Below are 13,715 nucleotides of genomic sequence, written 5' to 3' on the forward strand. Positions count from 1 at the left end.
GCGGCGCCGCCCCGGGGGGGCGGGGGGGGGCGGGGGGGGGGCCCGCCCCGCGGGCGGCGCCGGGGGTGGGGGGGGGGGGGGGGCCCCCCCGCGCCGCCCGCCCCGGGGGGGGGCCCCCACCACCGTTTCGCACACGACCTGCCGCATCGCTCCTTCACCCCGTCCGGAACCTCAGCTCCGGTCGCTCCCAGGTGACCTTGGGCGGCGACGAGGGTACTGTGCCGATCCGCTCCGCACCCAGGCGCCGGTAGAAGCCCTCGGCAGGCGGGTGCGAAACCACGCGCACCTCGTCCAGGCCCTCCAGTCGGGCCCGGACGATCATGTGCTCCACCAGCAGACGGCCGACGCCCAGCCCCTGGGCCTGATCGGACACGAAAGCGAGATCCAGTTCCGCCGTGTCCAGCACGAGCGCGTAGAAGCCCAGCAGGCGCCCGCTTGGGCCGGTTGCCATGAAGACCTGGTGCCGCGACACGTACTCGGGGGCGACGTGGTAGCCGGCGATCATGGAGGCGTACCGCCCCCGGTAGGCGCGGGACGCCTGGATCAACGCGGTGAGCCGCTCGGCGTCCTGCGCGACGGCACGGACGATGTGCACGGGTGCCATGGCAAAAGTATAGGGGCGAACTGCCGATAGGCCTATTACGGGTGCCGCGGTTCGCGGGCCGTATCGGCGCCCCGCAGTGCACCACGGCGGAGATGTCCGGTTGCAACGAGACCCGGCCGATCGGGCCGCCGTCCGCGATGTCACCCTCGTAGCACATGCGCCCTTCCTGAACTCCCTCCGGCCGCGGATGAGGTTGTGGAGGTGGTCGGAGGGAGCCGGCGGTTTCGCTGAATCGCCCGCGCCCGCCTGCCTGTGAACGGCACACTGGGGGAAACGCGCGCCTCTGGGGGGAACATGCCGAACGGGCTGGCAGAGCTTCTGGAACTGCCCGAACACGAGATCGATCTTCTGATCGCCCAGCATTTGGTCGGCGAGGATTTCGGCAGCCGGGAGGACGACGACGAGGAGCGCCTCTTCATCGCACGTCGGTGGTTCGCCTCCCTTCAAGGACGGCTGCGCGACGCCGTCTGCGCGAATGCCGCCGTGATGCGGGCCGCGGAGAACCCCGGTGAGGGAAACCGGCTGCTGGCCGCCGCGGTCGTCGATGCCATCCTGCACGCGCAGCTCGGGCTGGACGTGCCGGCCACCGTCTTGGCCGTGAAGGTCGTGCATGCGGGACTCCACCGGCTGTGCGGTACCGGGACGCGGGGGCACGGGCGCAGTGGAAGCCGCTGAGTTCATCGACGCCATGGGCGGGCCGGTGAAGCCCGCTGACTTCCCCTCGTTCGTGTCCGAGGACGCGGTCGAGGCGTGCCGACTGTCGCTCATGGTCATGCGTATACAACTGTCGGCCTTCGACACCGCCATCGGTATCCGGACTACCGTGGAACTGGTCGATTCCCCTTTCTTCACCTGCCGGGCCAAGGAGATCACCCCCGACCACCACGTCATCACGATTCCCCTCGGCCTCGTCTGCCGTTTCTACGTCCTCGCCGACCTCCTGTGCGGATACCTGCTGGGCAGCAAGGTCATGCTGGTGCTCGGTGATGTGGACGCCGAGTGGGAGTCCCTGTGGCGACTGCCCCCGGGACTGCATCCGCTGTTCGGGGCAGCGGGGGCGCGTACGGACTGGCGAAAGGAGCTGGCGGCGCTGCATTCCGTTACCCGCACGCCGGATGCCGCCTACGACGTCGCCTCCATGACGTCCCTGGCCCTCATGTTCGTCATCGGCCACGAAGCCGCACACGTCTACCGCCAGCACGGCCCGCAGTTGCGGGCCATGAAGGATCTCGACGTGGTGCGCACACCCGAAGACGAGCGGTACTTCAGACGGTTCGCCGAGACGGACGCGGACGTCATGGCGACGCACTGGGCGATGCTCGCCCAGGACATCGGACGGCTCACGGCGCGGGAGCAGGGCTGGGAATTCAGTCCGGCCACGGCGTATTTCAGGTTGTCATACGCCGTGACCGCGTTGTACGCCCTGTTCGACGTCCACCGCATGCACATGGGGTCGTACGCCGAAGGCATCTACGCGCACCCCATGGTCCGGCGCCACGTGTTCTCCGTCGCCGGCGCGATGACCTCCGCCGCCGAGCCGGAGACTTACGGCATGTGGCCACGCCTGGAGGAACAGGGCTGGGTGCACTGCGCCTTCGGTCTGAACGGGTTGGACATCGACGCCGTCAGGGGAAAGTTCGGGCCCGTGCCGAAGGGGTACAACGCCGTTCCCGTGTCGTCCCTCCACTACGACCCGCGGAGCATGCCCGCCGTGCAGGCCGCGTACGACCGTGAGATGCGCTTCTACGCCGTGATGGCGGCGTGCCACGAGGGCCTCGGGGTCCTGCGCATGGGGACGACCCCGGAAGCAGTCAGGTTCAAGGTCCCCGACGGCCGGACCATGGCCGAGCTGCTGGAGGCCGGTGACCCGGCGGTGCGTGCGGCGCACGCCATGTCCCTGCGCGCCGAAGCCGTACGGGCGCGGTGACGACCGGCTCGGCGCCGCCGAATACCTGCCGTCGGCGGCCTGTGGCGGTAGCCGAAGACCGACCAGGATGCCGGCATCGAGGAGGTGACACTCCTCATCCTGGAATGGCTGGGCGAGCAGGGTGTGAACGCCATGATCAGGGTGGACGCCGAGAGGGTGGCCGACAACGCGCCGGCGTGGACGTCGGAGACTGCCTGGCAGCGCGCCCATCAAGCGCCGGGCACGTACCCGGCGACCGCTGGCCGTACGGCCGCAGGCAGTCCGTACTCACGGGCCTGGGCAGCGCGAGCAGGACACGCTCCGGCAGGACGTCCTGGCCACCCAGCCCGCTCGATGTCAGCACCCCGAGGCGTCGAAGTCACCGACGTCTCTCCGGGGCGCTGCGAGCGTGCGGGTCAAGTTCTCGCAGCTCAGAAGCGGTCAGTGCGACCATAGCGGGTGCACCATTTGGGACAGCACTGTGCTGAAACGACGCGCCGTCACCATGGTCACTTGAGCCACGCAGCCACACCTCGTATCAGGCATGCAGCAACTGGCTTGCTCGCAAGAGCAGTGGGAGGGACTCGCCGCGGTCCTCACTCATGAGCAACTGGCCGCGTCAGCCCAGGAACGCGCTGCGAGCACGGAGCTTGCCGGTGGCACCCTCCAGCTCCTGGAGGGCGCCGAAGCGGCAATCGACTCCGGGGAGCCGGAGGGCATCGTCCTGGCCCTGGTCAACGCGTTCCGTGGACTCGCCGTCCAGCTGCGGGAGCTGGTCCTGGACGAGGCCGTGGCGTCCATCCCGGCGCCGGATCGATGGCCGACGTGACGTGCCGGCAGGCCCTTGCCGTGGGCATCGGTGACGGTCGGGAGTTCGCCGGGCCCGCGGAGCGCAAGGTGCGGGCGGTGCGGGTCTGGCTTGTGGTCGGGCTCCTGCCCGTGCTGGTGACGGCACCCGATCCGATAGGCCGGATCGAGAAGGCGGCGCAGCCGGGGCGGGGGACCGGCCGGCTCAAGCCGAACCGTCGCAGAGGGCGGCGGCCCCCGCCGCGGGTGGGCGGCGGGTGCCCTCGTAGCCGCCTGCCCGCAGGATCCTGTCGATCTGGGCGTTGACGGCTTCCGCGCAGCGACGGGCGGTACGCAGTTTGGCCAACGCGGCACCGACGGCCTGGACGTCGTGTGCGTCCAGTCCCCGGGTGCAGTCGCGGCTGCCGGTCTCCGACAAGGTGACCACGGCGTGCCAGTCCGCCCGTATTTGGGGATAGGCGGGAACACGGAACCAGACGGTCTCGAACAGCGATGCCCCGCCCGAGTTCTTACACGTGGGCCGAAGGCGCCGTTCGAACACGTCCCCTGAGTCCTTGGCGGCTTGTGCTTCCCGGAGCGTGTTGGTGAGCTGGTCGTCGTACGAGACCACGAGCCCGATGACTGCGTAGCCGCCGAGGCGGTACCAGGCCCGGATCTGTCGCAGACGTGTGGAGTCAGAAACCGGCGGGTCGGGAAGGTTCCAGTCCTGCACGATTTTACGTTCGGCCGCGAGTGCGTCGATGGTGAAGCCGAGTCTGTACTGCTGTACGGCACCGTCCGTCGCGGTCGCTGCGATCACCAGGGCAGCCAGGACGCCTGCCGCGACGCGACGGGCACGGGGCCGGCCGGTCGTGCTCGGGCTGGTGCGCATCCCGGTACGGCCGGTGACCCGTGCGCGTCGCGGCCGTCGGTGGCCGACTGATGCGGCCGCCAGGGCGATGGCGACGGCGAGGACCGAGGCGAGGACCAGCGCGTTGGTCATCACGTAGACGAACGGGAACAGTGGCCGGGACCAGGCCGGGCGCCAGGCGCAGCTCTCCGAAAGGACGTTGAGGGAGGTGATGCAGCCGTCGACGGACACGAGCAGGCTCATGGCTGCCAGCCCGATCAGGGTGGCCGTCTGGGCGGCGATCAGGCTTCCCAGCAGCCGGAATCGCCGGTCGGCGGTGCTCGCGACGACGGCCGCCGCGGCTGCGGGCAGGCACAGCACGAGCAGCAGGAGGACCGCGTACCGCAGGGCGTAGAGCCCGCCCCGGCCGTCAGGTGCCGGCTGTGCGGTGTGGACGTAGGCCTGCACGCCGATGACGGCCAGGCAGGCGAGCGCTCCACCGAGCAGGCCGGGCAGCAAGACCGCGCGCAGGGGCGCGGGGGCCCGCTCGGGGGCGGCCGTTGCGTCAGGCAACCAGCGCGGTGCGCCCGCCACCGGCCCGGATGCCCAGGCGAGCAGCGGTACGGCCCACAGTGCGGTCATGGCCATCGCGGCCATCGGTGTGTCGGCCAGGGCCGACAGTTGGGGATGCACTACGGCGATGCCGGGGATCCCGGCCAGGTCGCCGGTAGGAGCAGCGGAGGGAAGCCATCGCAGGATGGCCTTGGCGACGAACTGTGCGGTGAACAGGGGTACGTTCAGGGCTGTGGTTCCGGTGAGCATCCACCACGCCAGCCACGACGTCATGCCGAGGCAAGCGGCAGCCAGGCAGAGAGCGAGCGCGGGGCGCAAGGTCCGGCCCCGCGCGGTGCCGATCCACAGGCGTGCGCACTGAGTGGTCCACCATGCGAAGAGCGCGCCCACCACCACTGGTAGCAGGAGGACCTGCGGTCGCAGGGGCAGCCAGGACCAGCCCGCGGCGAAGCCGCTGAGGAACAGGCCGGCCGACATCCCGGCACCGAGCCACCCGCCCGTCCAGGCGCCCGAGGGGACCTTGGTGCCGGTCAGCACGGCGTACACGACGCTGCGCCACAGGGCGACGACGATCACGCCGGACACCAGTGCGCCGGGCAGGACGACCAGGACCGCCATCAGGTTGTTGGTGAAGTTGACCCGGTAGGGGGCGATCTGACCCAACACCTGCGGTACGGTCAGGACGGGTATGGTGCCCAGGAGGAAGACCGGTAGGGCCGAGGTGCGGAACAGCGGCCCGGGGTCGGTCAGGGCCCCCTGGCGCAGACCCCACCGCGGATGGGTTCGCCATAGGTCGAGGACGCCGTCGAGAGCGCGGCGGACCCTGCTCCCGGGTGGCGTGACGGACACGGACCAGCCGTGCGGATCCGCCCCCCAGCGCAGCGCCGTCAGATCGGCGTAGATCTCCCGGCTGCGCAGCGCGTCGGCGCGGGCGAGGTGCACCATCACCACCATGATGACGGCGAACGCCGCGTTCCGGGAGAGCCTCGGCGTGCCGCCGTCCGCCACGATGCCGGACACGTCGTAGGCCCAGGAGCACGTGTAAGGCAGGAGGACGAGGGCGAGGAAGACCCGCCAGAGGGCGACGGTCAGGTACGTCAGGGTCACGTCGCGGTTGGCGATGTGGGCGAGTTCGTGGAGGAGCACGGCTCGGAACCGCTCCGGATCGGTGGACCTGATCGCGACCAGCCCGCCGTGCAGGCAGACGACGGGACGGCGGGTACGCCCGAAGACGACGGCGCCGACCGAGCTGTTCGCGGGGTCGATCACCACGCTGGGCGGCCGCGCGAGGCCGATCGCGGTACAGAGTTCGCCGAGCAGGGTGCGGATGTCGCCGTCCGGATCGACCGACTCCAGCGTGACGACCCGTCCGCGGCGGGTCCTCCACAGCGGCAGCACGGCGAACAGCAGTCCTGCCGCCAGCACCAGCACCAGGGGCCAGATGGCCAGCTGCCACCCCGGCGGTGGCGGTGCCCAGGTGTGCATGCACAAGCGGTAGGCAGTGCCTTGGCCGGTGATGCTGAGCGTCGCTGCCCAGTAGCTGCCGTCGGCGGGGTCGACACCCGCGGCGAGCGAGCACTTCGCTTCGTATCCGGCTCCGAACGTCCTGTACACCGACAGCATCAGGGACCCGCCCGCGGTCAGCATCAGGAGCAGCAGGGTGACGAACCGGGGGCCCGTGCCCGCGCCCAGGACCCGCTCGTCGATGCGCGGCCGTCCGTCAAGTTCGTTGCCGGCCGTCACTTACGCCGGCCCGGCGGCCGGTTCCGGACGGTCCGCAGGTACCGGATCGGGAGGGGGCGGCGGCGCCGGGACAGTCGGAGCGGTCGGGTGCGGTCCGTCTGGTGTGGTTGCGGGAGTCGGTGCCAGGACGGCGGGGGCCTCCGGCCCGTCGGAGAGGATCAGGCGGGCCACCACCGCGTCGGCGATCTCCTCGGCGCGCCCCGGCGGCAGGCCCCGCTGCCCGGCCACTGCCAGCACGCGGGCACGTACGTCGGCCAGCTGCTCCCGGGTGAGCGCTGGGACCTCGGCAACGGGGGCCGGGCGCCGAAGCAGCCGCCTCACCATGCTCGTCACCGATCGCGAGGCCCGTTCCTCGGCCCTTACCGCCATCTGCTGCGCCACCCCGTCGAGCACCAGCCACACGACGGGGGCAATCAGCGCGGCGACCTCGCCGATGCCGAACCCCAGCGGTTCGCGGCGCCCGCCGCCGCGGCTCAGCCGCCGCACTACGGTGGCGTCATCGAAGTGCCGCAGGCCGTCCACGAGCGGCAGCTCCTCCGGAGCGAGCGCAGCCACGACCGATCGCACCAGATCCCGCACGGCCACGGGCAGCGGGCCGTCCCCGGACACCTCTGTTCCGGATCCCATTCGTCCCCCCAGACGTAGCGCATCCCCTGCATGCCGCTTCAAGCGGCACCCGAACCACCAACTTTCGCACGGGAGATGACGTTGCAACAGCACCCTCTAAGTGCCTTTCCGGCCAAGTCAGCGGCGCCGGGCCGACCGGTGCGGACATACGTGCGGAACGTGCGCCGATAGGTGTCGGGCGGGACGCGGACGGTGCGGCTGAAGTGGCAGCGCAGGGTGGTGGCGATGCCCATGCCAATGGCCGCGGCGGCAGTGTGTCGGCCGGACCCGGAGCCGGTACGGATCGGCCCGTACGAACCCGCGAACCAGGCCGGCCACTCTTGGGCTGGGGAGCGGGGGCCGGCCACGGCACAGGGGCACCTCGTCGAACGGCTGGTCTTCTGCGCCCTCGGAAGGGTCCCGTCGCGAGGCCGAATGCGGTTCCGTCGAGCGCTCCCGCCGCGATTTCCGCAGGGCCGGGCAGGGCTCCGAGCTGCGCAGTTCCCATGCCGATTTTCGCCCGGTGACCGAGAAGCCCGGGGAATGTGCCAGCGAGCCTCGAGATCCGCGCGATTCCGGGGTCGGGCGCGGGCTTTCTGACACGATCGGTTAGCCGGAACGTGGAGGGAGCCGAGGACCGCGAGGAAGAGGACGAGCAGGCCGACGTCGTCGAGGCGGCGCAGGATCGCCTCGTGGAGCCGGCCCCGAACCCCGCTCGCACATGTACCACGATCTGCCGACGCCCGCACTCAGCGGCCCCCACGCCGACGGCGGTAGTAGGCCACTGTGACTACCGCGAGCAGCGGCCCCCAGGCCAGCAGTGGCATGTAGCAAGCGGTCATCAGCCAGTAGTGGCTGCCGTCAGGGGATCCCGCGCCGCCCATGTTGTCCGCATCGTTCCAGCTGAACGCGCCGGTGATCGTGATGAGGGTGACGAGCGCCGCGCCGAGCGAGGCGGGGATCACCGCCGCCATGACGGGGATTCTCCGGCCACCCAGGGCCGGTACCCAGTGCGGGAGTTCCTCGCCCCATTGGTGGACCAAGCCCAGGGTGAGCAGTCCCAGTGCCTCGGTGAGCAGGCTGAGGCCGATGAGGTAGAAGGACCCGGCGCCGGGGAAATTCTCCGGGCGAAGGAAGTCCTCGGTGAATCCGGAGTTCCAGCCCAGGGCGATGGCGGTACGCCACAGCCCCGACGGCACCAGGGTGAGTGCGGCTGCGTGCGCCGCCAGGCGGACGCAGCGGGGGAGTCGGGGCGGGACCGTGACGGGCGTCGGCCCGGTGACCAGCGTGTCAGCCACGGCGGATCGCCGCCTGGGGCTGCGCGGGGGCCTTCGTGATCTCGGCGTGGACCACCTTGAAACCGCCCTTGATGACGGTCGTGAAGGGTGCGGGAGCCATACACGTACCGGCCTGCGGCCTGATGGGCACGCCCTCCGCGTCGACGTGCTCGGGGTCGAGGTTCACCACGCCCCAGGAGAAGCCGAGCCGGTCCGGCTGGCCCTCGCCGCCCTGCTGGACGCTGACGCCCAGCCGGGTGCCGACCTCCTCGACGTTCGACTTCGTCACGATCGCGGTCAGGGTCGCCGTCCGGCCGCTGGTGACCAGACAGTCCACCCGGGCCTCCGCCCACCCCGCGGCTCCGCTCTGGGGGGTGTGGGAGACCTTCAGTGTTCCCCGGGCGTCCGTGGCCATCCCGCTGGGGGCGATGGGGAGCACCGGCCGGCTGAACGGCACCTGTTCGGCATCGATGGTGAAGCGGATGTCGTCGTTGATCGACTCGATGTAGGAGATCCGCGCCTCCCCGTGGACGCTCGCGGCCTTCGCCCCCTTCTTCGCGGCGGAGGCCGAGGCGGAGACGGACGGGAACGAGGCTGCGGGAGCCGGGCCCGCGGCGACCAGTCCGGCGAGGAGGGCGAGGGCTGCCGTAGCGCCGATTGCGCTGTTACGCATGAGGGACTCCCGTGTTCCAGAGGTGTTTGTGTTTCCGTGGTCGGTTGAACGGCTCAAGCTTCACCCCCGGCACCCCCGCGATCCCATCCGCCGATCGGCACAAACATCGCGCCGCTGCGCGGCCCTTCTATGCCGTTCGGCGGAGACCCCCGCCCGTCGCACACCAGTACGCTGATCATCATGTGGGAATCAACCGGCCCGGTCGTCACGGTGCTTGGCGCTCTGCCGTCGCTCGCGGCCGCGGGCACGCTGGTGTGGGCCGTTGCCCGCCCCCGTGCCGCAGCCCTTCAGCGGCTCGGCCGCCTCGCCCGCCCGACCACGATCTGCGCGGCCCTCTCCCTGAGCACCAGCTTCGCCCTGCCGGAGGCCGGTTCCGGTTCTGGCTCCGGCTGGAAGCTGGCGGAGATCGCCGTCCTGCTGCTTCTGCTGGCCGTGGTCACCCGCTGGTCACCGCTGCGCGAACTCAAGTCCGCCCTCCCGCTGACCGCCCTCTCGGTGTGTCTCTGGCCGCTGCCGCTGGTCACCGGTGAGTCCTTCCTGGAATGCATCGGAATCGCCACTTTCTGGCTGCTTCCGGTAGCCGCCGCGGTCGCCGTCGGCGCCTACCCCCGCCGCCAGGAACTGCGTCGCCGGAACGCGGTGGCCGAGGCCCGCGCCGCCCAGCGGCTTCAGCTGTCCCGTGACCTGCACGACTTCGTCGCCCATGACATCAGCGGGATCGTCGTCCAGGCTCAGGCGGCCCGCTTCGTCGCCTCCACCGACCCCTCCCACGCGGTGCTCGCCCTGGAGCGCATCGAAAAGGCGGGCCTGAGCGCCCTGGCCGCGATGGACCGGACCGTACAGATGCTGCACGGACCGGAGCCAGCCGCCACCCACCCCCTCCCCGACGTGTCGCAACTGCACTCGCTGGTCGCGGACTTCACCTCGGCGGGAGCCACTGAGGCACTTCTGGACTTGCCTCCCCTGACCATGGAGTCGCTCTCCCGCGAGGCGGGCTCCGCCGCGTACCGCATCGTCGTGGAAGCACTGACCAACATCCGCCGGCATGCCCCCGGCGCCCGCCGCGCCACCGTCACGTTCACCCCCACCGCCACCAGCGTGGAGATCCGCGTCACCAACGACCGCGGCGCCCGGCTTGTCCCCGTCCGCCGCCGCGCCTGGCGGGGCGGCCTCGGCCTCCCCGCTCTCACGGAGCACGCCGAGGCCCTCGGCGGAACCCTCGCGGCGGGGCCGCACGGCGACGGCGGCTGGCAGCTCACCGCCGTCCTGCCCGCCACGCTCCCGAAAGAGACCTCATGACGACGCACCTCGGCCCGACCCGCATCCTGATCGCCGACGACCAGGAGGACATACGCAGCGGTTTCCGCCTGATTCTCGGCTCGCAGCCCGACATGACCGTCGTCGGTGAGGCGGCGGACGGCCTCACCGCCGTTGACCTCGCCCGCACCCTGCGGCCTGACCTGATCCTCGCCGACATCCGGATGCCGGGCCTGGACGGCCTCGAACTCACCCGGCGCCTCGCGGGATCCGGTGTGCCCGACCCGATGCGCGTCCTCGTCGTCACCACCTTCGACCACGACGACTACGTACGCACGGCACTGCACGACGGCGCCTGCGGGTTCCTGCTCAAGCGCTCGGGCCCGGGGCTCCTCATCGAGGGGGTCAGGGCGGCGATGGCCGGGGACATCCTCATCAGCCCCCAGGTCACGGTCCGGATGCTCCAGACCCTCGCCCCTGCCCCCGCCCCGGCAGCGCCCACGCTCCCGTCGCCTCTCACCGCCCGGGAGGTCGACATCGCCCGCCTGGTCGCCCAGGGCCTCACGAACGCCGAGGTCGGCGAGAAGCTCTTCATCTCGGCGGGCACCGTCAAGACCCACATAGCCAACGTCCAGGCGAAGCTGAAGGCCCGCAACCGGGTGGGCATCGCCGCCTGGGCCTGGGAGAACGGCCTGGCCGGTCCAGTCCCACGGGAACCAGGGGAGTAGGCCGCGACGAGGACGCCATCACCAAGTACCACCTGCCCGGAGAGATGACCGGCACCGGTGAATTCCGCAACGGCTCGTTGACCTCCACGTTGTCACGGGCGTGGCGTCGAAGGCGCCACCACGAGGCGTTCGTCATGCCGAAGCGCTCATGGGGTGTACGTGTCCCGTTCGAATCGGCCTCGACAGGGTGCCACCGCAGACTCCCGGGATCCCCCATACCCGCAGCGCTGTCACAGGGACTCTCGCGCAGCAGGTGACCCGTACCCGGACCGTTCGCAAGAGCCGCTCCCCGGACGGTGGCAACGAGAGGCTACGGAAGCCCGTTACCCTCCGAGCACTGGAGCCCAGGGTGCGGAGGGCTTTCCGCCCGGGTCGAGCCCGTACGGCCACGGGCCGCTGCCTTCGTCCGTTCCATCTTGCTCTTGCTCGCCCATGGCCCGCAGGACGCTGGTACCGGATGGATCGCCGTGTCGGTTGCCTGCGCACATTCGTGAGCACGAGGCGGAGCTCCTCTTGCGCCCGGTTACGTAGCCTCTCTTCGGTGCCCCGTGATGACCGGTCGCGACTTCGGCGTGCCCCGAACCAAGCCCCGCCCGCGCGGGGGCTTGCGCACGTCACAGACCGGTCACAGCCACCGCACAGCAGCAACCGGCCAGCGAGTATGACCCGATGCGCACACACCACACCGCCGCAGTGATCGCCGCGGCCGCCGTCCTCGCCCTGACGGCCTGCAACCCCCAGACAGCCGGCACCGCGAAGCCGGCAACGCCCAGTGCCACGGCCCCGGGCGCCCCAGCCCGCTCCAGCCCCACACCCGCCGCGAAGACGGCCACGCTCCCGAACATGGTTGGCAAGGGCCTCCAGACCGCCCAAGACGAAGCGCAGGCGGCAGGGTTCTTTGCCCTCAAATCCCATGACGCGCTTGGCCGCGACCGGCTCCAGGCCCTCGATCGGAACTGGAAGGTGTGCAGCCAGACCCCCGCCTCCGGCGCGAGCATCGACACCAGCACCACCGTCGACTTCGGCGCGGTCAAGCTGGAAGAGGCTTGTCCCGCCAGCGACGCACCCGCGCCGAAGCCGGTGGGCGAGACCATGCCGAACTTCGTTGGCCAGGGCATGAAGGCAGTTCGCTCCGCGCTCCCGACCAACGCCTCGATCACCGTGAAGGACGCGGTGCAGAGCCGCATGGTCCTCCAGGAGTCGAATTGGAAGGTGTGCAGCCAGGACCCGAAGCCTGGGACAGCGCTCACCGGCCAGCCCGTCTCCTTCACCGTCAGCAAGTCCGAAGAGGCCTGTCCCTGACCCATCGACTCCGCCGCCTGGCTGGCGCCTCCCGGCACAGGGCCGCCGTCGGAGCCCCGGCTGATCAGTCCCTCACCTGAGGTGACGTCATGCCCCCAAGGGCACCGTTCCCCGTCACCGAGGAAACCCGTGCCGATGTCCGTAAGCTCACGACGAGGGCCTCGCCCGCAACGAGATCGCCCGCCGCCTTGGTAAGGCCGGGAGCGGAACGGCGGGTTCATCGGTGGCTTCATGCGGGTGGCGGGCGGCGGGTGGCTGTGCCACCGGGGAGCGGCGGGCGGCTGCGGGCGTTCGGCCGCCCGAGACGGGCCGCGTGCGGGCCGCGGGCTTCCCCTTCCACGACCGGAGGGCTGTTCGCCGCCGCCAGAGGCTGCCGTGCCTTGTGGAGCACACCTTGCGGTGGCCTTCGCGCGGGGAGGCATCTATGTCGGCCGCGGCGGCGAGGGGTTGCGGGTCGGCGCCACCCTGGCCGGGCCGCCCTTCCGGAACACGTCCAGCTGCGACAAGAACCTTTCGCCGGCCTCGGCCTCGTCCTTCTGCTGACCGCCTGGGCCGCGTCGTCAGCGATGTTCAGGATTGGCAGCGCTCCTTGCGCGCCCGCGAGCCAGACGGCGATCCGCTCCTTGGCATGTCCCCTCACGGGGTGTCGAGGCCGGCCGAGCGCAGTTTCTCCTGTATCAGGGTGGTCAGTCGGGTCCAGCCGGGCTTGTCGTCTTCTCCGTGGTGCGTGAGCAGTTCGTATCGGGTCGCGCCGTCGTTGCGGTTCTGGAGGCCGGTCAGCGCGGGCAGCAGCGAGGGGTCGGCAAGGAAGTGGGCGCTCACTTCCTCGGCGAGCTCCTCGATCCGGGGGTCGTCGGGTTGCCAGTGGCCGGCGCTCCAGGTGAGTTTGATCATGGCGACGTGCCGCGGATCGTCGAGACCGTACTCGATTTGGGAGAGGTAGTCGTCGAAGCCCTCCGGTATCAGGGCCCGAACCAGGATCAGGCCCTCGCGTGCCGTTGCCACGTCGTCCGTCGAGAATCCGAGCGCGGGCATCCGGTCCAGCAGCGCGCAGGCGCGGTCGGGCAGCAGGACCCGGTCGCCGTTGGCGAGTCGGCGCAGCGTCTTGCGCCGTGCCATCAGCTCGTCGATCCGGCTGGTGAGGTTCTCTTCGACCTCGACGAGCGCGGCGACGAACCGGTCGGGATCGGCATCGAGTAGGGAGCCGATCTCGGCCAGCGGTACCCCAGCGCCGGCCAGCGTCCGGACCTGAACCAGCCGCAGGAGGTCGGCCGATGTGTAACGTCGGTAGCCCGAACTGTCCCGGCGGGGTTCGTCGACCAGGCCGTTTTGGTGGTAGTGCCGGATGGTTTTCACCGTGACGCCGGCGAAGGCTGCGGCCTGACTGATGGTGATTCCGTCTGTCATGGC

At 70.8% G+C, this 13,715-nt stretch carries 12 protein-coding genes and 1 pseudogene; 6 read left to right on the forward strand and 7 right to left on the reverse strand.

The features are described from left to right. Positions 1–154: 154 nt before the first annotated feature. Positions 155–604, reverse strand: coding sequence for a GNAT family N-acetyltransferase (locus tag ACWGH1_RS25565; protein ID WP_453356831.1), 450 nt, complete (start codon positions 602–604; stop codon positions 155–157). A 294-nt stretch (positions 605–898) separates the two neighbouring features. Here ACWGH1_RS25565 and ACWGH1_RS25570 point away from each other — a divergent pair, with 294 nt between their 5' ends. From ACWGH1_RS25570 to ACWGH1_RS25580, 3 genes are all read left to right on the forward strand, one after another. Then, entirely contained in the window at positions 899–1,279 is a 381-nt protein-coding gene (locus tag ACWGH1_RS25570) for a hypothetical protein (RefSeq protein ID WP_453356832.1), read from the forward strand. Beyond that, positions 1,266–2,531, forward strand: a complete 1,266-nt coding sequence (locus ACWGH1_RS25575; protein WP_453356833.1) for a hypothetical protein — start codon at positions 1,266–1,268, stop codon at positions 2,529–2,531. Before ACWGH1_RS25570 ends, ACWGH1_RS25575 begins: the two co-directional genes overlap by 14 nt. 523 nt (positions 2,532–3,054) lie before the next feature. After that, on the forward strand, positions 3,055–3,339 hold the full coding sequence (locus ACWGH1_RS25580) for a hypothetical protein (protein WP_453356834.1): 285 nt from the start codon (positions 3,055–3,057) through the stop codon (positions 3,337–3,339). Positions 3,340–3,522: 183 nt separating this feature from the next. Here the strand turns inward: ACWGH1_RS25580 and ACWGH1_RS25585 are convergent, their stop codons facing one another. The 5 genes and pseudogenes from ACWGH1_RS25585 to ACWGH1_RS25605 all read right to left on the reverse strand — a co-directional run bounded on the left by ACWGH1_RS25585 (position 3,523) and on the right by ACWGH1_RS25605 (position 9,018). Then, complete coding sequence (locus ACWGH1_RS25585) at positions 3,523–6,462, reverse strand: M56 family metallopeptidase (protein WP_453409022.1); 2,940 nt, start codon at positions 6,460–6,462, stop codon at positions 3,523–3,525. Further along, a complete protein-coding gene (locus tag ACWGH1_RS25590; RefSeq protein WP_453409023.1) occupies positions 6,463–7,089 on the reverse strand; it encodes a hypothetical protein in 627 nt (208 codons plus the stop codon). A gap of 38 nt (positions 7,090–7,127) precedes the next feature. Further along, positions 7,128–7,337: pseudogene (locus ACWGH1_RS25595) on the reverse strand (hypothetical protein); the annotation flags it as partial. 480 nt (positions 7,338–7,817) lie between these two features. Further along, positions 7,818–8,366 carry a hypothetical protein gene (locus tag ACWGH1_RS25600; RefSeq protein ID WP_453351921.1) on the reverse strand — a complete coding sequence of 183 codons (549 nt, stop codon included), beginning with the start codon at positions 8,364–8,366 and terminating at the stop codon, positions 7,818–7,820. Continuing rightward, on the reverse strand, positions 8,359–9,018 hold the full coding sequence (locus ACWGH1_RS25605) for a hypothetical protein (RefSeq protein WP_453351922.1): 660 nt from the start codon (positions 9,016–9,018) through the stop codon (positions 8,359–8,361). The genes ACWGH1_RS25600 and ACWGH1_RS25605 overlap by 8 nt, the downstream gene beginning before the upstream one ends. A gap of 180 nt (positions 9,019–9,198) precedes the next feature. On the opposite strand from ACWGH1_RS25605, the gene ACWGH1_RS25610 reads away from it, so the two are divergent. The 3 genes from ACWGH1_RS25610 (at position 9,199) to ACWGH1_RS25620 (ending at position 12,305) form a co-directional block, all read left to right on the forward strand. Then, positions 9,199–10,317 carry a sensor histidine kinase gene (locus ACWGH1_RS25610; RefSeq protein WP_453351923.1) on the forward strand — a complete coding sequence of 373 codons (1,119 nt, stop codon included), beginning with the start codon at positions 9,199–9,201 and terminating at the stop codon, positions 10,315–10,317. Continuing rightward, positions 10,314–11,003 carry a response regulator gene (locus ACWGH1_RS25615; RefSeq protein WP_453409024.1) on the forward strand — a complete coding sequence of 230 codons (690 nt, stop codon included), beginning with the start codon at positions 10,314–10,316 and terminating at the stop codon, positions 11,001–11,003. The genes ACWGH1_RS25610 and ACWGH1_RS25615 overlap by 4 nt, the downstream gene beginning before the upstream one ends. 669 nt (positions 11,004–11,672) lie before the next feature. Further along, the gene (locus ACWGH1_RS25620; protein WP_453351925.1) at positions 11,673–12,305 is read left to right on the forward strand and encodes a PASTA domain-containing protein; all 633 of its coding nucleotides are present in this window, start codon (positions 11,673–11,675) and stop codon (positions 12,303–12,305) included. A 636-nt stretch (positions 12,306–12,941) separates the two neighbouring features. Here the strand turns inward: ACWGH1_RS25620 and ACWGH1_RS25625 are convergent. Then, on the reverse strand, positions 12,942–13,712 hold the full coding sequence (locus tag ACWGH1_RS25625) for a MerR family transcriptional regulator (protein WP_453409025.1): 771 nt from the start codon (positions 13,710–13,712) through the stop codon (positions 12,942–12,944). Positions 13,713–13,715: the final 3 nt, after the last annotated feature.

It is taken from the genome of Streptomyces sp. NPDC054883, assembly GCF_053610645.1.

Excerpts from the sequence above, each read along its gene's own strand:
- ACWGH1_RS25565 (WP_453356831.1), bottom strand. The coding sequence starts at position 604 with ATGGCACCCGTGCACATCGTCCGTGCCGTCGCGCAGGACGCCGAGCGG.
- ACWGH1_RS25570 (WP_453356832.1), top strand. The coding sequence starts at position 899 with ATGCCGAACGGGCTGGCAGAGCTTCTGGAACTGCCCGAACACGAGATC.
- ACWGH1_RS25580 (WP_453356834.1), top strand. The coding sequence starts at position 3,055 with ATGCAGCAACTGGCTTGCTCGCAAGAGCAGTGGGAGGGACTCGCCGCG.
- ACWGH1_RS25590 (WP_453409023.1), bottom strand. The coding sequence starts at position 7,089 with ATGGGATCCGGAACAGAGGTGTCCGGGGACGGCCCGCTGCCCGTGGCC.
- ACWGH1_RS25605 (WP_453351922.1), bottom strand. The coding sequence starts at position 9,018 with ATGCGTAACAGCGCAATCGGCGCTACGGCAGCCCTCGCCCTCCTCGCC.
- ACWGH1_RS25610 (WP_453351923.1), top strand. The coding sequence starts at position 9,199 with ATGTGGGAATCAACCGGCCCGGTCGTCACGGTGCTTGGCGCTCTGCCG.
- ACWGH1_RS25615 (WP_453409024.1), top strand. The coding sequence starts at position 10,314 with ATGACGACGCACCTCGGCCCGACCCGCATCCTGATCGCCGACGACCAG.
- ACWGH1_RS25620 (WP_453351925.1), top strand. The coding sequence starts at position 11,673 with ATGCGCACACACCACACCGCCGCAGTGATCGCCGCGGCCGCCGTCCTC.
- ACWGH1_RS25625 (WP_453409025.1), bottom strand. The coding sequence starts at position 13,712 with ATGACAGACGGAATCACCATCAGTCAGGCCGCAGCCTTCGCCGGCGTC.